Source organism: Serratia sp. FS14 (assembly GCF_000695995.1).
GTDB lineage: Bacteria > Pseudomonadota > Gammaproteobacteria > Enterobacterales > Enterobacteriaceae > Serratia > Serratia nematodiphila.
The window spans coordinates 575,560-592,523 of sequence record NZ_CP005927.1 but is presented as its reverse complement, the minus strand read 5'-3'; the positions used below and the strand labels follow the sequence as shown (position 1 = coordinate 592,523).

Here is a 16,964-nt window from a genome sequence, read left to right as displayed (position 1 = left end):
CTTTAAAGTAGTAGTTGACATTAGCGGAGCACTAAAATGATCCAAGAACAGACTATGCTGAACGTCGCCGACAACTCCGGTGCACGTCGCGTAATGTGTATCAAGGTTCTAGGTGGCTCGCACCGTCGCTACGCAGGCGTCGGCGACATCATCAAAATTACCATCAAGGAAGCAATTCCTCGCGGTAAGGTGAAGAAAGGCGATGTTCTGAAGGCGGTAGTGGTGCGCACCAAGAAGGGTGTACGTCGCCCGGACGGTTCTGTCATTCGCTTCGATGGCAATGCATGCGTTATTTTGAACAATAACAGCGAGCAGCCAATCGGTACGCGTATTTTTGGGCCGGTAACTCGTGAACTGCGTAATGAGAAGTTCATGAAAATTATCTCTCTGGCACCAGAAGTACTCTAAGGAGCGAACATGGCAGCGAAGATCCGTCGTGATGACGAAGTTATCGTGATTACCGGGAAAGACAAAGGTAAGCGCGGTAAAGTAAAAAATGTCCTGTCTGCTGGCAAGGTCATTGTTGAAGGCATCAACCTGGTTAAGAAACACCAGAAGCCGGTTCCGGCTCTGAACCAACCAGGCGGCATTGTTGAGAAAGAAGCTGCAATTCAGGTTTCTAACATTGCTATCTTCAACGCGGCTACCGGCAAGGCTGACCGTGTAGGCTTTAGATTCGAAGACGGCAAAAAAGTCCGTTTCTTCAAGTCTAACAGCGAAACTATCAAGTAATTTGGAGTAATACGATGGCGAAACTGCATGATTACTACAAAGACGAGGTAGTCAAACAACTGATGTCTCAGTTTGATTACAACTCTGTCATGCAAGTCCCTCGGGTCGAGAAGATCACCCTGAACATGGGTGTTGGTGAAGCGATTGCTGACAAGAAACTGCTGGATAACGCCGCAGCGGACCTGGCAGCCATCTCCGGTCAAAAACCGTTGATCACCAAAGCCCGCAAATCTGTTGCAGGCTTCAAAATCCGTCAGGGCTATCCGATCGGCTGTAAAGTAACTCTGCGTGGCGAACGCATGTGGGAGTTCTTTGAGCGTCTGATCTCCATTGCTGTTCCACGTATCCGTGACTTCCGTGGCCTGTCCGCCAAGTCATTCGATGGCCGTGGCAACTACAGCATGGGCGTGCGTGAGCAAATCATCTTCCCAGAAATCGACTACGACAAAGTCGATCGCGTTCGTGGTTTGGATATTACCATTACCACTACTGCGAAATCTGATGATGAAGGCCGCGCGCTGCTGGCTGCTTTTAACTTCCCGTTCCGCAAGTAAGGCAGGGTTACTGATGGCTAAGCAATCAATGAAAGCACGCGAAGTCAAGCGCGTGAAATTAGCTGACAAGTTCTTTGCAAAACGCGCTGAACTGAAAGCTATTATCTCTGATGTGAACGCATCCGATGAAGATCGTTGGAATGCCGTTCTCAAGCTGCAAACTCTGCCGCGTGATTCCAGCCCGTCTCGTCAGCGTAAACGCTGCCGCCAAACTGGCCGTCCACATGGTTATGTGGGCAAATTCGGGTTGAGCCGTATTAAGCTTCGTGAAGCCGCTATGCGCGGTGAAGTACCAGGCTTGAAAAAGGCTAGCTGGTAATTACCAATTGAATCACGGGAGTAAAGACAGATGAGCATGCAAGATCCGATCGCGGATATGCTGACCCGTATCCGTAACGGTCAAGCCGCGAACAAAGTTGCGGTCACCATGCCTTCCTCCAAGCTGAAAGTGGCAATTGCCAACGTGCTGAAGGAAGAAGGTTTTATTGAAGATTTCAAAATCGAAGGCGACGCCAAGCCTGTTCTGGAACTGGTACTGAAGTACTTCCAGGGCAAAGCTGTGGTAGAAAGCATTCAACGTATCAGCCGTCCAGGTCTGCGCATCTACAAGAAAAAAGATGAGCTGCCAAAAGTTATGGCCGGTTTGGGTATCGCTGTTGTTTCTACCTCTAAAGGTGTTATGACCGATCGTGCAGCTCGCCAGGCTGGTCTTGGTGGCGAGATTATCTGCTACGTAGCTTAATTCGGGAGGAAAGAATGTCTCGTGTTGCAAAAGCACCCGTCGTCATTCCTGCCGGCGTAGAGGTAAAACTCAACGGTCAGGTTATTTCGATTAAGGGTAAAAACGGCGAGTTGACTCGTACTATCCACGACGCCGTTGAAGTGAAGCAAGAAGCTAACGCACTGACTTTCGCTCCGCGCGAAGGTTTTGCTAACGCATGGGCCCAAGCGGGTACCACGCGCGCTCTGCTGAACGCAATGGTTGTTGGTGTTACCGAAGGCTTCACCAAGAAGCTTCAACTGGTAGGTGTTGGTTATCGTGCTGCCGTTAAAGGCAACGTGGTGAATTTGGCCCTGGGCTTCTCTCACCCTATCGATCACCAGCTGCCGGCAGGTATCACTGCTGAATGCCCAAGCCAAACTGAAATCGTGCTGAAAGGCGCTGATAAGCAGGTAATTGGCCAGGTAGCAGCAGATCTGCGCGCTTACCGTCGTCCTGAGCCTTACAAAGGCAAGGGTGTTCGTTACGCCGACGAAGTCGTGCGTACCAAAGAGGCTAAGAAGAAGTAAGGTAACACTATGGATAAGAAATCTGCTCGTATCCGTCGTGCGACCCGCGCACGCCGCAAGCTCCAAGAGCTGGGTGCAACCCGCCTGGTGGTACATCGTACCCCGCGTCACATTTACGCACAGGTGATTGCTCCAAACGGTTCTGAAGTACTGGTAGCCGCTTCTACTTTAGAAAAAGCTATCGCGGAGCAACTGAAGTATTCCGGTAACAAAGACGCAGCAGCAGCCGTAGGTAAAGCTCTGGCTGAGCGCGCGTTGGAAAAAGGGATTGCGAAAGTATCCTTTGACCGTTCCGGTTTCCAATATCATGGTCGAGTCCAGGCACTGGCAGATGCTGCCCGTGAAGCTGGCCTTCAGTTCTAAGGAAGAGGTTTAAGATGGCTCACATCGAAAAACAAGCTGGCGAACTGCAGGAAAAGCTGATCGCGGTAAACCGCGTATCTAAAACCGTAAAAGGTGGCCGTATTTTCAGCTTTACCGCACTGACTGTAGTTGGTGATGGTAACGGTCGCGTTGGTTTTGGCTACGGCAAAGCACGCGAAGTTCCAGCAGCGATCCAGAAAGCGATGGAAAAAGCCCGTCGCAACATGATGAACGTCGCGCTGAACAGCGGCACCCTGCAGCACCCTGTTAAGGGCGCTCACACGGGTTCTCGCGTGTTCATGCAGCCTGCTCATGAAGGTACCGGTATCATCGCGGGCGGTGCAATGCGCGCCGTTCTCGAAGTTGCTGGGGTGCACAACGTATTGGCTAAAGCTTATGGTTCCACCAACCCGATCAACGTGGTTCGTGCAACTATCGACGCTCTGGCGAATATGAAGTCTCCTGAAATGGTCGCTGCTAAGCGTGGTAAATCCGTTGCCGACATTCTGGGGTAATTGACCATGGCTAAGACTATTAAAGTTACACAAACTCGCAGCTCAATTGGCCGTCTGCCGAAGCATAAAGCTACTCTGCTCGGTCTGGGTCTGCGTCGTATTGGTCACACCGTAGAGCGCGAGGATACTCCTGCTGTTCGCGGTATGGTCAACCTGGTTTCCTACATGGTTAAAGTTGAGGAGTAACAGATGCGTTTAAATACTCTGTCTCCGGCTGAAGGTGCCAAGCATGCGCCTAAGCGTGTAGGTCGTGGTATTGGTTCTGGCCTGGGTAAAACCGGCGGCCGTGGTCACAAAGGTCAGAAGTCTCGTTCTGGCGGTGGCGTACGTCGTGGTTTCGAAGGTGGTCAGATGCCTCTGTACCGTCGTCTGCCGAAATTCGGCTTCACTTCACGCAAAGCGATGATCACGGCAGAAGTTCGTCTGTCTGAACTGGCTCTGGTTGAAGGCGATGTTATCGACCTGAACGCGCTGAAAGCCGCTAACGTAGTTGGTGTCCAGATCGAATTCGCGAAAGTTGTACTTTCTGGCGAAGTCGCTCGTCCGGTAACCCTGCGTGGTCTGCGTGTCACCAAAGGCGCTCGTGCTGCTATCGAGGCTGCTGGCGGTAAAATTGAGGAATAAGTAGCAGATGGCTAAGCAACCAGGATTAGATTTTCAAAGTGCTAAAGGCGGGCTCGGCGAGCTGAAGCGCAGACTTTTGTTTGTCATCGGCGCGCTGATTGTCTTCCGCATCGGCTCTTTCATTCCGATTCCTGGTATCGATGCCACTGTGCTTGCCAAATTGCTTGAGCAGCAGAGAGGCACTATCATTGAAATGTTTAACATGTTCTCTGGTGGTGCCCTCAGCCGTGCTTCTATCTTTGCTCTGGGGATCATGCCGTATATCTCGGCGTCGATCATTATCCAGCTGCTGACGGTGGTTCATCCAGCGTTGGCGGAAATCAAGAAAGAAGGGGAGGCTGGCCGTCGCAAGATTAGCCAGTACACCCGCTACGGTACGCTGGTATTGGCCATATTCCAGTCGATCGGTATTGCTACCGGTCTGCCGAATATGCCTGGTATGCAGGGCCTGGTGTTAAACCCAGGCTTTGCATTCTACTTTACTGCGGTTGTGAGCCTGGTAACCGGGACAATGTTCCTGATGTGGCTGGGTGAGCAGATTACTGAGCGCGGTATCGGCAACGGTATCTCGATCATTATCTTCGCGGGTATTGTAGCGGGGCTCCCGCCGGCAGTGGCCCATACTATTGAGCAAGCGCGGCAAGGCGACCTGCACTTCCTCCTGCTGCTGTTGGTTGCAGTATTGGTGTTTGCAGTAACCTTCTTCGTTGTTTTCATCGAGCGTGGTCAACGTCGTATTGTCGTTAACTATGCGAAGCGTCAACAAGGTCGTCGTGTTTATGCAGCACAGAGTACACACTTACCGTTGAAAGTGAACATGGCGGGTGTTATCCCGGCGATTTTCGCTTCCAGCATTATTCTGTTCCCGGCCACGATTGCATCATGGTTTGGGGGCGGTACCGGTTGGAACTGGCTGACTACGATTTCGCTGTATTTGCAGCCAGGGCAACCGCTTTATGTGTTACTCTATGCGTCTGCAATCATCTTCTTCTGTTTCTTCTACACGGCGTTGGTTTTCAACCCGCGTGAGACAGCAGATAACCTGAAGAAGTCCGGTGCCTTCGTACCAGGAATTCGTCCGGGAGAGCAAACGGCGAAGTATATCGATAAAGTAATGACGCGTTTAACCCTGGTGGGCGCGATGTACATTACTTTCATCTGCCTGATCCCGGAGTTCATGCGTGATGCAATGAAAGTACCATTCTACTTTGGTGGTACCTCGCTACTGATCGTGGTTGTCGTCATCATGGACTTTATGGCTCAAGTGCAAACTCTGATGATGTCAAGTCAGTACGAGTCTGCATTGAAGAAAGCAAATCTGAAAGGCTATAACCGCTAGTCAGATTCGTTTGAGAAGTTACGGAGAGTAAAAATGAAAGTTCGTGCTTCCGTCAAGAAATTATGTCGTAACTGCAAAATCGTTAAGCGTAACGGTGTCGTTCGTGTGATTTGCAGCGCCGAGCCGAAGCATAAACAGCGTCAAGGCTGATTATCTCGCATATTTTTCTTGCAAAGTTGGGTTGAGCTGGCTAGATTAGCCAGCCAATCTTTTGTATGTCGCACTGCAACATTATTTGAGTATCCTGAAAACGGGCTTTTCAGAATGGTGTTGCTGTATAAAATAGTAGGAGTGCATAGTGGCCCGTATAGCAGGCATTAACATTCCTGATCATAAACATACCGTTATCGCCTTAACGTCGATCTTCGGTATCGGTAAAACCCGTTCACAGGCTATCTGTGCATCTACGGGTATTGCTGAAAATGTTAAGATCAGTGAGCTGTCTGAAGAGCAAATCGAAAAGCTTCGTGATGCAGTTGCCAAATACACCGTTGAGGGTGATTTGCGTCGTGAAATTACCCTGAGCATCAAGCGTCTTATGGACCTTGGTTGCTATCGTGGTTTGCGTCATCGTCGTGGTCTGCCGGTACGCGGTCAGCGCACCAAGACCAACGCTCGTACCCGTAAGGGTCCGCGCAAGCCGATCAAGAAATAATCGGGGTTATTGAATAATGGCAAAGGCACCTGTTCGTACACGTAAGCGTGTAAGAAAGCAAGTCTCTGACGGCGTGGCTCATATCCATGCTTCTTTCAACAACACCATCGTTACCATCACTGATCGTCAGGGTAATGCTTTGGGTTGGGCAACAGCCGGTGGTTCCGGTTTCCGTGGTTCTCGTAAGTCCACTCCGTTCGCAGCACAGGTTGCAGCAGAACGTTGTGCTGACGCAGTGAAAGAATACGGTATCAAGAACCTGGAAGTTATGGTTAAAGGACCTGGTCCTGGTCGTGAGTCTACTATCCGCGCTCTGAACGCGGCTGGTTTCCGCATCACTAACATTACTGATGTGACTCCGATCCCTCATAACGGTTGTCGTCCGCCGAAAAAGCGCCGCGTGTAACGCAGCTTTTAGGATTGTTGGAGAAAGAAAATGGCAAGATATTTGGGTCCTAAGCTCAAGCTGAGCCGTCGTGAGGGCACAGACCTGTTCCTTAAGTCTGGCGTTCGCGCGATCGATTCCAAGTGTAAAATTGAACAAGCACCTGGTCAGCACGGTGCGCGTAAACCGCGTCTGTCTGATTACGGTGTTCAGTTGCGTGAGAAGCAGAAAGTTCGTCGTATGTACGGCATTCTGGAGCGTCAATTCCGCAACTATTACAAAGAAGCAACCCGCCTGAAGGGCAACACCGGTGAAAACCTGTTGCAGCTGCTGGAAGGTCGTCTGGACAACGTTGTTTACCGTATGGGCTTCGGCGCTACTCGTGCAGAGTCACGTCAGCTGGTTAGCCACAAAGCAGTTATGGTAAACGGTCGCGTTGTTAACATCGCTTCTTATCAGGTATCTCCGAATGACGTAGTCAGCATCCGCGAGAAAGCTAAAAAGCAGTCTCGTGTTAAAGCTTCTCTGGAGCTGGCTGAGCAGCGTGAAAAGCCGACTTGGCTGGAAGTTGATGCTGCTAAGATGGAAGGCGTGTTCAAGCGTATGCCTGAACGTACCGATCTGTCTGCGGACATTAACGAACACCTGATCGTCGAGCTTTACTCCAAGTAAAGCTTAGTACCAAAGAGAGGACACAATGCAGGGTTCTGTGACAGAGTTTCTAAAACCGCGCCTGGTAGATATCGAGCAAGTCAGTTCGACGCACGCCAAGGTGACCCTTGAGCCTTTAGAGCGTGGCTTTGGCCATACTCTTGGCAACGCACTGCGCCGTATTCTGCTTTCATCTATGCCGGGTTGCGCGGTGACCGAGGTTGAGATTGATGGTGTACTGCATGAGTACAGCACCAAAGAAGGCGTACAGGAAGATATCCTGGAGATCCTGCTCAACCTGAAAGGGCTGGCGGTGAGAGTTCAAGGCAAAGACGAAGTTATTCTTACCCTGAATAAATCTGGCATTGGCCCTGTGACCGCTGCCGACATCACCCATGATGGTGATGTCGAAATCGTCAAGCCTCAGCACGTGATTTGCCACCTGACTGATGAGAACGCGGCTATCAGCATGCGTATCAAAGTTCAGCGCGGTCGCGGTTATGTGCCGGCTTCTGCCCGAATTCATTCGGAAGAAGATGAGCGCCCAATCGGTCGTCTGTTGGTTGACGCCTGCTACAGCCCTGTAGAGCGTATCGCCTACAATGTTGAAGCTGCGCGTGTAGAACAGCGTACTGACTTGGATAAGCTGGTCATCGAAATGGAGACCAATGGCACGATCGATCCTGAAGAGGCGATCCGCCGTGCGGCCACCATTCTGGCTGAACAACTTGAAGCTTTCGTTGACCTGCGTGATGTGCGTCAGCCGGAAGTTAAAGAAGAGAAACCGGAATTCGATCCGATCTTGCTGCGCCCTGTTGACGATCTGGAATTGACTGTCCGCTCTGCTAACTGCCTCAAGGCAGAAGCTATCCACTACATCGGTGATCTGGTACAGCGTACCGAGGTTGAGTTGCTGAAAACGCCAAACCTGGGTAAAAAATCTCTTACCGAGATTAAAGACGTGCTGGCCTCACGTGGTCTGTCTCTGGGCATGCGCCTGGAAAACTGGCCGCCGGCAAGCATTGCTGACGAGTAACCGGATCACAGGTTAAGGTTTTACTGAGAAGGATAAGGTCATGCGCCATCGTAAGAGTGGTCGTCAACTGAACCGTAACAGCAGCCATCGCCAGGCTATGTTCCGTAACATGGCCGGCTCTTTGGTTCGTCATGAGATCATCAAGACGACCCTGCCAAAAGCAAAAGAGCTGCGTCGCGTTGTTGAGCCGCTGATTACTCTTGCCAAGACCGACAGCGTAGCTAATCGTCGTCTGGCATTCGCCCGTACTCGTGATAACGAGATCGTGGCAAAACTGTTTAACGAGCTGGGCCCGCGTTTCGCGAGCCGTGCCGGTGGTTACACTCGCATTCTGAAGTGTGGCTTCCGCGCAGGCGACAACGCGCCGATGGCATACATCGAGCTGGTTGATCGTGCTGAGTCTCAAGCAGAAGTAGCAACTGCAGAGTAATCTGTAGACGCGTAAAAAAACCGGGCTTGCCCGGTTTTTTTACGTCCAAATCCAGCCAAATGTGCGCAATTCCCCTGCAGTGCTTAAGATCCCCGCCCCTATCCGCTATGCTAAGGCTTATTCATTAGGCTAACCGAGGCTGTCTGTCATGGGGTTGCTTGATCAATGGGCGGAGCGTCATATCCTTGATGCTCAGGATAAAGGCGAGTTCGACAACCTGCCTGGCCAGGGGCAGCCGCTGGCGCTGGAAGATGACAGCGCGGTGCCGCCCGAGCTACGCGCCGGTTACCGTTTGCTGAAAAATGCCGGTTACCTGCCGCCGGCGCTGGAAGATCGTAAAGAGGCGTTGACCGTTGCTCGCTTGCTGCAAGAGATTAATAGCGAACATCCGGACTATGTCGATCTCAGCAAGCGCATGGCACTGCTGGAGCACCGGCTGCGTCAGGCTGGGATGAGCACCGATTTCTTGCATGGCGAATATCAGCGCGCGCTTGATGGCAAGTTCACCCGAGAGGAGCGGTAATGTTCAAGATAGGTCAGTTGGCCAAGCTCGCCGAAGTGACGCCGGATACCGTGCGTTACTATGAAAAGCAGGGCATGATGGATCACAATGTCCGCACCGAAGGCGGTTATCGGCTGTATACGGAGCAGGACCTGCAGCGGCTGCGTTTTATTCGCTATGCCAAACAGTTGGGCTTTACTCTGGAAACGATCGCCGAACTGCTGTCGATCCGGGTTGATCCTGAACATCATACCTGCCAGGAATCGAAGTCGATCGTCGATGCTCGCCTGAGCGAAGTGGAAAGCAAGTTGGCGGAGCTGACTCGCATGCGCGAATCGTTGAAACGCCTGAGTGACGCCTGCTGCGGCACTGCCCATACCAGCAACTATTGTTCTATTCTGGAAGCCTTGGAACAGGGTGCCAGCGATGATAAAGGCAAAAAAGATTGCTGACGGCACTTTAATTTTTATATTGCCGGCAGTATTATCGGCTCGTTTTATTACCCTACCTTTTACAGGAGCATTATCATGACGAAATATCGTCACACTAAAGGCCAGATTCAAGATAACGCCATTGAGGCGCTGCTGCATGACCCGCTATTCCGCCAACGAGTGGAAAAGAATGTGAAAGGCAAAGGCAGCTATCGGCGTAAAGAAAAACACAACAAAGGCGGTAACTGGGAGGCCAGTGGCAAACTATCAAACGATAATTTACCACTGGCCTTCTGGTTTTAAGGCATTAAAAAAGCCACCTTCATCGGTGGCTTTTTATTGGCATAACTTAATGCTGTTTTACAGTTTTGGCTGCTGTTGCTGGCTCAGCAAATCACGGATTTCCGTCAGCAGTTTCTCTTCTGCGGTTGGTTCTGGCGGCGCTGCTGGCGCTTCTTCCTGCTTGCGACGCACCTTGTTCATCAGTTTAATCGCCAGGAAGATAGCGAAGGCGACAATCACAAAGTCAAATACGGTCTGGATGAATGAACCATAGTTCATTACCACCGCCGGTACGGCGCCCTGAGCTTCACGTAACACCAGATGGAACTGTTTAAAATCGACGCCGCCAATCAGTAAGCCCAACGGTGGCATGATGATATCGGCCACGAAGGACGAAACAATCTTGCCGAATGCAGCACCGATAATCACACCGACGGCCAGATCGACCACGTTGCCGCGCATGGCAAATTCGCGAAACTCTTTCAACATACTCATAGAACGCACCCCTTGCAGAATTAATAACTCAAGTTTAACAAAGCAATTTCCCTTTGCCACAAATGGAGAAAAGTTTTATCTCCTCCCAAGGCAGAGAACAACTACGCAATTATAGACCATCGCCTAATAAATTCGTTCTACAAGAAGAACGGGCTCGGTTGGAACAAGCGTTCAACGTCCGGCACGAATTTCTTGTCGGTAATAAACATGATGACGTGATCGCCCTGTTCGATTTTGCTGTTGCCGTTGGCGATGATCACGTCGTCGCCACGCACGATCGCACCGATGGTGGTACCCGGTGGCAGCTTGATGTCTTCCACGATGCGGCCGACCACTTTAGATGTGCTTTCATCGCCGTGGGCAATCGCTTCGATCGCTTCTGCCACGCCGCGGCGCAGTGACGAGACGCTGACGATATCCGCTTTGCGCACATGCCCAAGCAGCGCGGAGATGGTTGCCTGCTGCGGGGAAATGGCAATATCGATCACGCTGCCTTGCACCAGATCGACATAGGCGCGGCGCTGGATCAATACCATCACCTTCTTGGCGCCCATGCGCTTGGCCAGCATGGCAGACATGATGTTGGCCTCATCGTCGTTGGTAATGGCGATGAAAACATCCACCTGCTCGACGTGCTCTTCGGCCAGCAGCTCCTGATCGGAGGCATCGCCGTAGAATACAATGGTGTCGTGCAGCTGTTCGGCCAGTTCGGCGGCGCGTTGTTGATTCCGCTCGATCAGTTTGACGTTGTAGTCTTTTTCCAGCTTGGCGGCCAGGCCGGCGCCGACGTTACCGCCGCCGACGATCATGATGCGCTTATAGGGTTTTTCCAGCCGCTGCAGTTCGCTCATCACCGCGCGGATATGCTGTGAGGCGGCGACGAAGAACACTTCATCGCCGGCTTCGATGATGGTCGAGCCCTGCGGACGGATCGGACGATCCTGGCGGAATATGGCGGCGACGCGGGTATCGATATGCGGCATGTGCTCGCGCATTGAAGAGAGAGCATTGCCGACCAGCGGGCCGCCGTAATAGGCTTTAACCGCGGCGATGCTGACCTTGCCTTCGGCAAAGTTGACCACCTGCAGCGCGCCAGGGTATTCAATCAGCTTGTAGATATAGTCGATGACCAGCTGTTCCGGCGAAATCAGATGGTCGATTGGCACCGCTTCCGGCAGGAACAGTTTCTCCGACTCGCGGATGTATTCCGGCGCGCGGATACGGGCGATACGGTTAGGGGTATTAAACAGAGAATAGGCGATCTGGCAGGCGATCATGTTGGTTTCGTCGGAGTTGGTGACGGCGACCAGCATGTCGGCGTCTTCTGCGCCGGCTTCGCGCAGCACCCGAGGGTGGGAACCATGCCCCTGAACCACCCGCAAATCGAATTTATCCTGCAGCTGACGCAAGCGGCCGGAATCGGTATCGACGACGGTGATATCGTTGTTTTCACCCACCAGGTTTTCCGCCAGCGTCCCGCCAACCTGACCGGCACCAAGAATAATTATTTTCATCGTGTTCTCTGCTTCACACTGAAAGACTTAGGGCGCGCACGCACGCCCTGAAGCATTACATTTTAATCAGCTTAGCGTAAAAGAAGCCATCACCGTCCTCGGGATGCGGGATATTCTGTCGCCCTGGCCGCTGCGCATCACCGGTTTCAACCAGCTTGGCATCGGCGTGGCGTTGCAAGAACGCGGCGATCTGGTTGCTGTTTTCATCCGGCAGGATAGAACAGGTGGCGTAAACCATCACTCCGCCTGATTTTAGATGCGGCCAGACGGCTTCCAGAATTTCTGCCTGCAGTGCGGCGAGTTCGGCGATGTCGCGATCGCGGCGCAGCCATTTGATGTCGGGATGACGGCGGATCACACCGGTGGCGGAACAAGGCGCGTCCAGCAGGATGCGGTCGAACTGCTTGTCCCCGCACCACTGCTGCGGAGTGCGGCCATCGCCCAGTTTAACCTCTGCGTGCAAACGCAGACGCTGCAGGTTCTCTTTGACTCGCGCCAGGCGCTGTTCGTCGATATCGACCGCCATGACGTGTGCTTTCGGCGCCGCTTCCAAAATATGCGTGGTTTTGCCGCCGGGTGCGGCGCACAGATCGAGGATCTGTTCGCCGTCTTGCGGATCCAACAGATCGACACACCCCTGGGCTGAGGCATCTTGCACGGTGACCCAGCCTTCGGCGAACCCTGGCAGATCGGTCACGGCGCAAGGCGCCAGCAAACGCACTGCATCGGCATAGTCTGCATGAGTTTCCGCGGCGATGCCGGCGTCGTTCAGCAGCTGCAGATAAGCGTCACGGGTGTGATGCAGGCGGTTGACGCGCAGCCACATCGGCGGCTTCTGGTTATTCGCGTCGACGATCTGTTCCCAGTTGGCGGGATAAGCCTGTTGAATGCGTTTCAGTAACCAGCTGGGATGCAGATAGCGGCTGTCATTGTTGGCGGCGCGTTGCAACAGCTCTTCCTGCTGGCGTTGAAATTGGCGCAAGACGCCGTTAATCAGGCCTTTTAACTGCGGGCGTTTCAGCGCTACCGCACCTTCCACGGTTTCCGCCAGCACGGCGTGCGCCGGGATGCGGGTATACAGCAACTGATACAGGCCAACCATCAGCAAGTAGTGCAGCGTACGCTGCTTACCGGTCAGCGGCTTGGCCATCAATTGCTGAATGCACCATTCGAGCTGCGGCAGCACGCGTAACGTGCCGAAACACAGCTCCTGCAGCAACCCGCGATCTTTGTCGCTGATGGAGGTTTGCAGCGCCGGCAGGACAGTGCTGAGCGACTGCCCCTGATCCAGCACCTGGCCGATGGCTTTGGCAGCGATGCTGCGGAGATTGTAATTATTTTTCATAGGCTGAAGCTGATAACGATCGGCATTAAGAAAATAACGGCCCGGCGATGAACGGCCGGGCAGTGGGGTGACTTACAGCCGGTTACCCGGGGTAAACCATTCACGACGTGAATTTAACAGGTCCTGCGCCGACATCGGTTTCTTGCCGGCGGGCTGCAGCTGGATCAGATTGAGGATGCCGTCGGCGGTCGCCACCTGAATGCCTTGCTTGTCGGCATGGACAACGGTGCCCGGCTCCGCGTTGGCGCTTTGCGCCAGCACGCTGGCCTGCCAGACTTTTACCGGTTGATCGTCGATGGTGAAGTAGCTGATCGGCCAAGGGTTGAAGGCGCGGATGCAGCGCTCCAGTTGTGCAGCGGACAGGTTCCAGTCCAGGCGAGCTTCTTCTTTGCTCAGCTTCTCGGCGTAAGTGACCAACGCTTCGTCCTGTACTTCGCGGGTGGCGCTGCCGTCGGCCATTTGGCGCAGCGTCGTCAGCATGCCCTGCGGGCCGAGCTGGGCCAGTTTGCCGTAGAGACTGGCGCTGGTGTCGCTGCTCTCAATCGGGCAGGCGATCTTGTGCATCATGTCGCCGGTATCGAGGCCGGCGTCCATCTGCATGATGGTCACGCCGGTTTCGCTGTCGCCGGCCCAGAGCGAACGCTGGATCGGTGCCGCGCCGCGCCAGCGAGGCAGCAGCGAGCCATGTACGTTGATGCAACCGAGACGCGGCATCTCCAGCACCGCTTGCGGCAGGATCAACCCGTAGGCAACAACTACCATCACGTCGGCGTTAAGATCGGCCACCAGGCGCTGGTTCTCTTCTGGGCGCAGCGATTTGGGCTGAAATACCGGCAGTTGGTGTTGTTCAGCCAGCACTTTTACCGGGCTTGGCGTCAACTTGTTGCCGCGGCCTGCCGGGCGGTCGGGCTGGGTAAAAACGCCGACAATCTGGTGCTCAGATGACAACAGCGCGTCAAGATGACGCGCTGCGAAGTCTGGTGTTCCGGCGAAAATAATCCGTAAAGAGTCAGACACGTTGATTTCCTGATCGGTTAGGCGCGGGCTTGGAGCTTGGCCATTTTTTCCAGTTTCTGACGAATGCGCTGGCGCTTGAGCGGCGACAGGTAATCGACGAACAGTTTACCCATCAGGTGATCCATCTCGTGCTGGATGCAGATCGCCAGCAGATCGTCCGCTTCCAGCTCGAAAGATTTGCCTTCGCGATCCAGCGCGCGGATCTTCACCTGCGCGGCGCGTGGTACCAATGCACGCTGCTCGGGAATGGAAAGACAGCCTTCCTCGATGCCGGTTTCGCCGCTTTTTTCCAGCAGCTCCGGATTGATCAGCACCAGGCGCTGATCGCGATTCTCGGAGACGTCGATCACGATAATGCGCTGATGGATATCCACCTGAGTCGCAGCAAGGCCGATGCCTTCCTCTGCGTACATGGTTTCAAACATATCATCCACGATGCGCTGGATATCTGCATTGACTTCTTTTACCGGCACTGCGACTTTGCGCAGACGCTCGTCTGGGAAATGTAATACCTGCAAGACTGACATATATCTTTAGATCTGTATCCGAGTAATGAACGAGGTTTAACCTCTATTCTAGACATTTCCCGGCCTGATTGACAGCATTGCGCACCAATTGCTCAGATTGGTAATACCACCGTTTTTGCTGAGGGAACAGAGGATGCGGCCGGAAGAGATCGCTTTACGGATGCGGGGGGTTACGGGGCTGCAGACCGTCGTGGCCAGCCGGATCGTGCGGCAGTTATCGCAAATGGGTGGCGAGCCTCGCCGCGCGTTGCGTGAACTTGGATTGAATGAACGGCAGCGAGCACAGTTCAACCAGACGGATCCCGGTTATCTGGCGGCCACCTTGCGTTGGCTGGAAGTGCCGGCGCACCGTATGCTGAACTATGCAGCGGCCGGCTATCCCGAATACCTGGCCCAGATCGACGATGCGCCGCTGTTCCTGCTGATCGATGGAGATCCTCAGGCGCTGTTGCGCCCGCAACTTGCCATGGTTGGCAGCCGGCAGTTCAGCCACTACGGCGAGCGCTGGGCTAACCATTTCGCCGAGGAATTGGCGCGTTGCGGTTTCACCATCACCAGCGGTTTGGCGATCGGCATCGACGGCATTTGCCATCGCGCAGCGCTGGCGGCCGGGGGTTGCACGATAGCGGTGTTGGGTAGCGGGCTGGCCAATATCTATCCGCGCCGGCACCGCCAGCTCGCGGAACAGATAGTCGAACAGGGCGGTGCGGTGATTTCAGATCATTTGGTCACCGATTTGCCCCTGGCCGACCATTTTCCGCGCCGCAACCGCATTATCAGCGGACTGAGCCAGGGCGTTCTGGTCATAGAAGCCTCGTTGCGCAGCGGTACCCTGGTGACGGCTCGCTATGCGCTGGAGCAAGGGCGTGAGGTATTCGCCTTGCCGGGGCCGTTAGGGAACCCGATGAGCGAAGGCACGCACTGGCTGATCCAACAGGGTGCGCATCTGGTGACCGGGCCGAAAGATATCGCCGAATTGCTGGGAAGCGGCCTTCAATGGTTGCCACTGAACGAAAATACAACTATTTGTGCGTCGCAGGCTGAAGTTGAATTGCCATTTGCCGATGTGTTGGCTAACGTAGGAGATGAGGTGACACCTGTTGACGTCGTCGCTGAACGTGCCGGCCAACCTGTGCCAGTGGTGGTAATCAAGTTACTCGAGCTGGAGTTAGCAGGGTGGATCGCAGCTGTACCCGGCGGCTATGTCCGAATAAGGAGGGCAAGCCATGTTCGACGTACTCATGTACTTGTTTGAAACTTATATCCACAATGAACCAGAGATGCGCGTCGATCAGGATCAACTGACCGATGATCTCGCCCAGGCGGGGTTTCATCAGGATGATATCTACAACGCGTTGAATTGGCTTGAGAAGTTGGCCGACCTGCAAGAAGGTCAAAACGCGCCTTACTTTATGGATGCCGATCCGCTGGCGATGCGGATCTATACCGAAGAGGAAAGCGCGCGTTTGGACGCCGGCTGCCGTGGTTTTCTCCTGTTCCTGGAACAGATTCAGGTATTGAACCTCGAAACCCGTGAAATGGTTATCGACCGCGTTATGGCTTTGGATAATGCGGAATTCGATCTCGAAGATCTGAAATGGGTCGTGTTGATGGTGCTGTTTAATATCCCCGGATATGAAAGCGCCTATCAGCAAATGGAAGAACTGTTGTTTGAAGTGAACGAAGGTTATCTGCATTGAGCCGATAACGCGCATAGAAGACGTTATGACAAAAAACGCGATTTTTGCCGCCAGGCAAAATGAACCCTGTCCGGAATGCGGGGCCGAGCTGGTGATCCGTAGCGGTCGCCACGGCCCTTTTCTCGGCTGTTCCCAGTACCCTGAATGCCAATATATTCGGCCGCTGAAAGCGCAGGCCGATGGGCATATCGTTAAGGTGTTGGATGGGCAACAGTGCCCGAAGTGTCAGGCGACGTTGGTGCTGCGCCAGGGGCGCTACGGCATGTTTATCGGCTGCAGCGATTATCCGCAGTGCGATCACACAGAAGTGATCGACAAGCCTGATGAAACCGCCATTACCTGTCCGCAGTGCGGCCAAGGCAAACTGCTGCAGCGCAAGTCGCGTTACGGCAAGGTTTTTCACTCCTGCGATCGTTACCCGGAATGCCAGTTCGCTCTCAACGTTAAACCCGTCGCCGGTGAATGCACCTACTGCCATTACCCGCTGCTGATGGAAAAGCGCACGGCAAAAGGCCCCGTCCTGTGCTGTGCCAGCAAGCTGTGCGGAAAACCCGTCGCGACTACAGAATAATCACAT

28 protein-coding genes are annotated in these 16,964 nt (G+C 53.6%); 23 read left to right on the top strand and 5 right to left on the bottom strand.

Annotated elements, in window-relative coordinates; genetic code table 11:
* Window positions 1-36 precede the first annotated feature (36 nt).
* From rplN to L085_RS02655, 20 genes are all read left to right on the top strand, one after another.
* Window positions 37-408, top strand: coding sequence for a 50S ribosomal protein L14 (rplN, locus tag L085_RS02735; protein ID WP_000613954.1), 372 nt, complete (start codon window positions 37-39; stop codon window positions 406-408).
* Window positions 409-417: 9 nt separating this feature from the next.
* Window positions 418-732, top strand: coding sequence for a 50S ribosomal protein L24 (rplX, locus tag L085_RS02730; RefSeq protein WP_004929758.1), 315 nt, complete (start codon window positions 418-420; stop codon window positions 730-732).
* 14 nt (window positions 733-746) lie between these two features.
* Window positions 747-1,286: a 50S ribosomal protein L5 gene (gene rplE, locus L085_RS02725; RefSeq protein ID WP_004929756.1), complete on the top strand. Its 540-nt coding sequence runs from the start codon at window positions 747-749 to the stop codon at window positions 1,284-1,286.
* A gap of 13 nt (window positions 1,287-1,299) precedes the next feature.
* Window positions 1,300-1,605 carry a 30S ribosomal protein S14 gene (gene rpsN / locus L085_RS24305; RefSeq protein WP_004929754.1) on the top strand — a complete coding sequence of 102 codons (306 nt, stop codon included), beginning with the start codon at window positions 1,300-1,302 and terminating at the stop codon, window positions 1,603-1,605.
* Window positions 1,606-1,635: 30 nt separating this feature from the next.
* Complete coding sequence (gene rpsH, locus L085_RS02720) at window positions 1,636-2,028, top strand: 30S ribosomal protein S8 (protein ID WP_004929753.1); 393 nt, start codon at window positions 1,636-1,638, stop codon at window positions 2,026-2,028.
* A 14-nt stretch (window positions 2,029-2,042) separates the two neighbouring features.
* Window positions 2,043-2,576, top strand: a complete 534-nt coding sequence (gene rplF, locus L085_RS02715; RefSeq protein WP_004929751.1) for a 50S ribosomal protein L6 — start codon at window positions 2,043-2,045, stop codon at window positions 2,574-2,576.
* 9 nt (window positions 2,577-2,585) lie between these two features.
* The gene (gene rplR, locus L085_RS02710; RefSeq protein WP_004929748.1) at window positions 2,586-2,939 is read left to right on the top strand and encodes a 50S ribosomal protein L18; all 354 of its coding nucleotides are present in this window, start codon (window positions 2,586-2,588) and stop codon (window positions 2,937-2,939) included.
* A 14-nt stretch (window positions 2,940-2,953) separates the two neighbouring features.
* A complete protein-coding gene (rpsE, locus tag L085_RS02705) occupies window positions 2,954-3,454 on the top strand; it encodes a 30S ribosomal protein S5 (RefSeq protein ID WP_004929747.1) in 501 nt (166 codons plus the stop codon).
* A 6-nt stretch (window positions 3,455-3,460) separates the two neighbouring features.
* Window positions 3,461-3,640, top strand: a complete 180-nt coding sequence (gene rpmD, locus L085_RS24300) for a 50S ribosomal protein L30 (RefSeq protein WP_048232028.1) — start codon at window positions 3,461-3,463, stop codon at window positions 3,638-3,640.
* A gap of 3 nt (window positions 3,641-3,643) precedes the next feature.
* Complete coding sequence (gene rplO / locus L085_RS02700) at window positions 3,644-4,078, top strand: 50S ribosomal protein L15 (protein WP_004929742.1); 435 nt, start codon at window positions 3,644-3,646, stop codon at window positions 4,076-4,078.
* Between the two features lie 7 nt (window positions 4,079-4,085).
* Window positions 4,086-5,417 carry a preprotein translocase subunit SecY gene (secY, locus tag L085_RS02695; protein ID WP_004929740.1) on the top strand — a complete coding sequence of 444 codons (1,332 nt, stop codon included), beginning with the start codon at window positions 4,086-4,088 and terminating at the stop codon, window positions 5,415-5,417.
* A gap of 33 nt (window positions 5,418-5,450) precedes the next feature.
* Window positions 5,451-5,567, top strand: a complete 117-nt coding sequence (gene rpmJ / locus L085_RS24295) for a 50S ribosomal protein L36 (RefSeq protein ID WP_002227352.1) — start codon at window positions 5,451-5,453, stop codon at window positions 5,565-5,567.
* Between the two features lie 148 nt (window positions 5,568-5,715).
* Entirely contained in the window at window positions 5,716-6,072 is a 357-nt protein-coding gene (gene rpsM, locus L085_RS02690) for a 30S ribosomal protein S13 (RefSeq protein WP_004929734.1), read from the top strand.
* A gap of 16 nt (window positions 6,073-6,088) precedes the next feature.
* The gene (gene rpsK, locus L085_RS02685; protein WP_004929731.1) at window positions 6,089-6,478 is read left to right on the top strand and encodes a 30S ribosomal protein S11; all 390 of its coding nucleotides are present in this window, start codon (window positions 6,089-6,091) and stop codon (window positions 6,476-6,478) included.
* Between the two features lie 30 nt (window positions 6,479-6,508).
* The gene (rpsD, locus tag L085_RS02680; protein WP_004929729.1) at window positions 6,509-7,129 is read left to right on the top strand and encodes a 30S ribosomal protein S4; all 621 of its coding nucleotides are present in this window, start codon (window positions 6,509-6,511) and stop codon (window positions 7,127-7,129) included.
* Window positions 7,130-7,154: 25 nt separating this feature from the next.
* Entirely contained in the window at window positions 7,155-8,144 is a 990-nt protein-coding gene (gene rpoA, locus L085_RS02675; RefSeq protein WP_002919219.1) for a DNA-directed RNA polymerase subunit alpha, read from the top strand.
* Window positions 8,145-8,184: 40 nt separating this feature from the next.
* Complete coding sequence (rplQ, locus tag L085_RS02670; protein WP_004929726.1) at window positions 8,185-8,574, top strand: 50S ribosomal protein L17; 390 nt, start codon at window positions 8,185-8,187, stop codon at window positions 8,572-8,574.
* 148 nt (window positions 8,575-8,722) lie between these two features.
* Window positions 8,723-9,097 (top strand): DUF1992 domain-containing protein, encoded by a 375-nt coding sequence (locus L085_RS02665; protein ID WP_004929724.1) that lies wholly within the window; start codon window positions 8,723-8,725, stop codon window positions 9,095-9,097.
* Window positions 9,097-9,528, top strand: a complete 432-nt coding sequence (zntR, locus tag L085_RS02660) for a Zn(2+)-responsive transcriptional regulator (protein ID WP_004929722.1) — start codon at window positions 9,097-9,099, stop codon at window positions 9,526-9,528. Before L085_RS02665 ends, zntR begins: the two co-directional genes overlap by 1 nt.
* Before the next feature lie 75 nt (window positions 9,529-9,603).
* Entirely contained in the window at window positions 9,604-9,810 is a 207-nt protein-coding gene (locus L085_RS02655; RefSeq protein WP_004929720.1) for an alternative ribosome-rescue factor A, read from the top strand.
* 57 nt (window positions 9,811-9,867) lie between these two features.
* On the opposite strand, the gene mscL is transcribed toward L085_RS02655, so the two are convergent.
* The 5 genes from mscL to def all read right to left on the bottom strand — a co-directional run bounded on the left by mscL (window position 9,868) and on the right by def (window position 14,687).
* Window positions 9,868-10,284, bottom strand: a complete 417-nt coding sequence (gene mscL, locus L085_RS02650; protein WP_004929718.1) for a large-conductance mechanosensitive channel protein MscL — start codon at window positions 10,282-10,284, stop codon at window positions 9,868-9,870.
* 137 nt (window positions 10,285-10,421) lie between these two features.
* On the bottom strand, window positions 10,422-11,798 hold the full coding sequence (gene trkA, locus L085_RS02645) for a Trk system potassium transporter TrkA (protein WP_004929716.1): 1,377 nt from the start codon (window positions 11,796-11,798) through the stop codon (window positions 10,422-10,424).
* A 55-nt stretch (window positions 11,799-11,853) separates the two neighbouring features.
* Entirely contained in the window at window positions 11,854-13,143 is a 1,290-nt protein-coding gene (rsmB, locus tag L085_RS02640) for a 16S rRNA (cytosine(967)-C(5))-methyltransferase RsmB (RefSeq protein ID WP_015379262.1), read from the bottom strand.
* A gap of 72 nt (window positions 13,144-13,215) precedes the next feature.
* Window positions 13,216-14,160 (bottom strand): methionyl-tRNA formyltransferase, encoded by a 945-nt coding sequence (gene fmt / locus L085_RS02635; RefSeq protein ID WP_031300343.1) that lies wholly within the window; start codon window positions 14,158-14,160, stop codon window positions 13,216-13,218.
* 17 nt (window positions 14,161-14,177) lie between these two features.
* A complete protein-coding gene (gene def, locus L085_RS02630) occupies window positions 14,178-14,687 on the bottom strand; it encodes a peptide deformylase (protein WP_044029953.1) in 510 nt (169 codons plus the stop codon).
* A 133-nt stretch (window positions 14,688-14,820) separates the two neighbouring features.
* On the opposite strand from def, the gene dprA reads away from it, so the two are divergent.
* The 3 genes from dprA to L085_RS02615 are packed head-to-tail and all read left to right on the top strand — an operon-like array spanning window position 14,821 to window position 16,958.
* Window positions 14,821-15,942 (top strand): DNA-protecting protein DprA, encoded by a 1,122-nt coding sequence (gene dprA / locus L085_RS02625; RefSeq protein ID WP_044029952.1) that lies wholly within the window; start codon window positions 14,821-14,823, stop codon window positions 15,940-15,942.
* Complete coding sequence (gene smg / locus L085_RS02620) at window positions 15,914-16,387, top strand: DUF494 family protein Smg (RefSeq protein ID WP_004929707.1); 474 nt, start codon at window positions 15,914-15,916, stop codon at window positions 16,385-16,387. Before dprA ends, smg begins: the two co-directional genes overlap by 29 nt.
* A gap of 25 nt (window positions 16,388-16,412) precedes the next feature.
* Window positions 16,413-16,958, top strand: coding sequence for a type I DNA topoisomerase (locus tag L085_RS02615; protein ID WP_044029950.1), 546 nt, complete (start codon window positions 16,413-16,415; stop codon window positions 16,956-16,958).
* The last annotated feature ends 6 nt before the right edge of the window (window positions 16,959-16,964 follow it).

What these genes read in the sequence shown, in the direction of transcription:
- zntR (WP_004929722.1), top strand. Translation starts at nt 9,097, where the DNA reads ATGTTCAAGATAGGTCAGTTGGCCAAGCTCGCCGAAGTGACGCCGGAT.
- dprA (WP_044029952.1), top strand. Translation starts at nt 14,821, where the DNA reads ATGCGGCCGGAAGAGATCGCTTTACGGATGCGGGGGGTTACGGGGCTG.
- rplX (WP_004929758.1), top strand. Translation starts at nt 418, where the DNA reads ATGGCAGCGAAGATCCGTCGTGATGACGAAGTTATCGTGATTACCGGG.
- def (WP_044029953.1), bottom strand. Translation starts at nt 14,687, where the DNA reads ATGTCAGTCTTGCAGGTATTACATTTCCCAGACGAGCGTCTGCGCAAA.
- L085_RS02665 (WP_004929724.1), top strand. Translation starts at nt 8,723, where the DNA reads ATGGGGTTGCTTGATCAATGGGCGGAGCGTCATATCCTTGATGCTCAG.
- L085_RS02655 (WP_004929720.1), top strand. Translation starts at nt 9,604, where the DNA reads ATGACGAAATATCGTCACACTAAAGGCCAGATTCAAGATAACGCCATT.
- smg (WP_004929707.1), top strand. Translation starts at nt 15,914, where the DNA reads ATGTTCGACGTACTCATGTACTTGTTTGAAACTTATATCCACAATGAA.
- rplE (WP_004929756.1), top strand. Translation starts at nt 747, where the DNA reads ATGGCGAAACTGCATGATTACTACAAAGACGAGGTAGTCAAACAACTG.
- rpsH (WP_004929753.1), top strand. Translation starts at nt 1,636, where the DNA reads ATGAGCATGCAAGATCCGATCGCGGATATGCTGACCCGTATCCGTAAC.
- secY (WP_004929740.1), top strand. Translation starts at nt 4,086, where the DNA reads ATGGCTAAGCAACCAGGATTAGATTTTCAAAGTGCTAAAGGCGGGCTC.
- trkA (WP_004929716.1), bottom strand. Translation starts at nt 11,798, where the DNA reads ATGAAAATAATTATTCTTGGTGCCGGTCAGGTTGGCGGGACGCTGGCG.
- rpoA (WP_002919219.1), top strand. Translation starts at nt 7,155, where the DNA reads ATGCAGGGTTCTGTGACAGAGTTTCTAAAACCGCGCCTGGTAGATATC.
- L085_RS02615 (WP_044029950.1), top strand. Translation starts at nt 16,413, where the DNA reads ATGACAAAAAACGCGATTTTTGCCGCCAGGCAAAATGAACCCTGTCCG.
- rpsE (WP_004929747.1), top strand. Translation starts at nt 2,954, where the DNA reads ATGGCTCACATCGAAAAACAAGCTGGCGAACTGCAGGAAAAGCTGATC.
- rplO (WP_004929742.1), top strand. Translation starts at nt 3,644, where the DNA reads ATGCGTTTAAATACTCTGTCTCCGGCTGAAGGTGCCAAGCATGCGCCT.
- rplN (WP_000613954.1), top strand. Translation starts at nt 37, where the DNA reads ATGATCCAAGAACAGACTATGCTGAACGTCGCCGACAACTCCGGTGCA.
- rplQ (WP_004929726.1), top strand. Translation starts at nt 8,185, where the DNA reads ATGCGCCATCGTAAGAGTGGTCGTCAACTGAACCGTAACAGCAGCCAT.
- rpmJ (WP_002227352.1), top strand. Translation starts at nt 5,451, where the DNA reads ATGAAAGTTCGTGCTTCCGTCAAGAAATTATGTCGTAACTGCAAAATC.
- rpsK (WP_004929731.1), top strand. Translation starts at nt 6,089, where the DNA reads ATGGCAAAGGCACCTGTTCGTACACGTAAGCGTGTAAGAAAGCAAGTC.
- rpmD (WP_048232028.1), top strand. Translation starts at nt 3,461, where the DNA reads ATGGCTAAGACTATTAAAGTTACACAAACTCGCAGCTCAATTGGCCGT.
- rplF (WP_004929751.1), top strand. Translation starts at nt 2,043, where the DNA reads ATGTCTCGTGTTGCAAAAGCACCCGTCGTCATTCCTGCCGGCGTAGAG.
- rplR (WP_004929748.1), top strand. Translation starts at nt 2,586, where the DNA reads ATGGATAAGAAATCTGCTCGTATCCGTCGTGCGACCCGCGCACGCCGC.
- rpsD (WP_004929729.1), top strand. Translation starts at nt 6,509, where the DNA reads ATGGCAAGATATTTGGGTCCTAAGCTCAAGCTGAGCCGTCGTGAGGGC.
- rpsN (WP_004929754.1), top strand. Translation starts at nt 1,300, where the DNA reads ATGGCTAAGCAATCAATGAAAGCACGCGAAGTCAAGCGCGTGAAATTA.
- mscL (WP_004929718.1), bottom strand. Translation starts at nt 10,284, where the DNA reads ATGAGTATGTTGAAAGAGTTTCGCGAATTTGCCATGCGCGGCAACGTG.
- rsmB (WP_015379262.1), bottom strand. Translation starts at nt 13,143, where the DNA reads ATGAAAAATAATTACAATCTCCGCAGCATCGCTGCCAAAGCCATCGGC.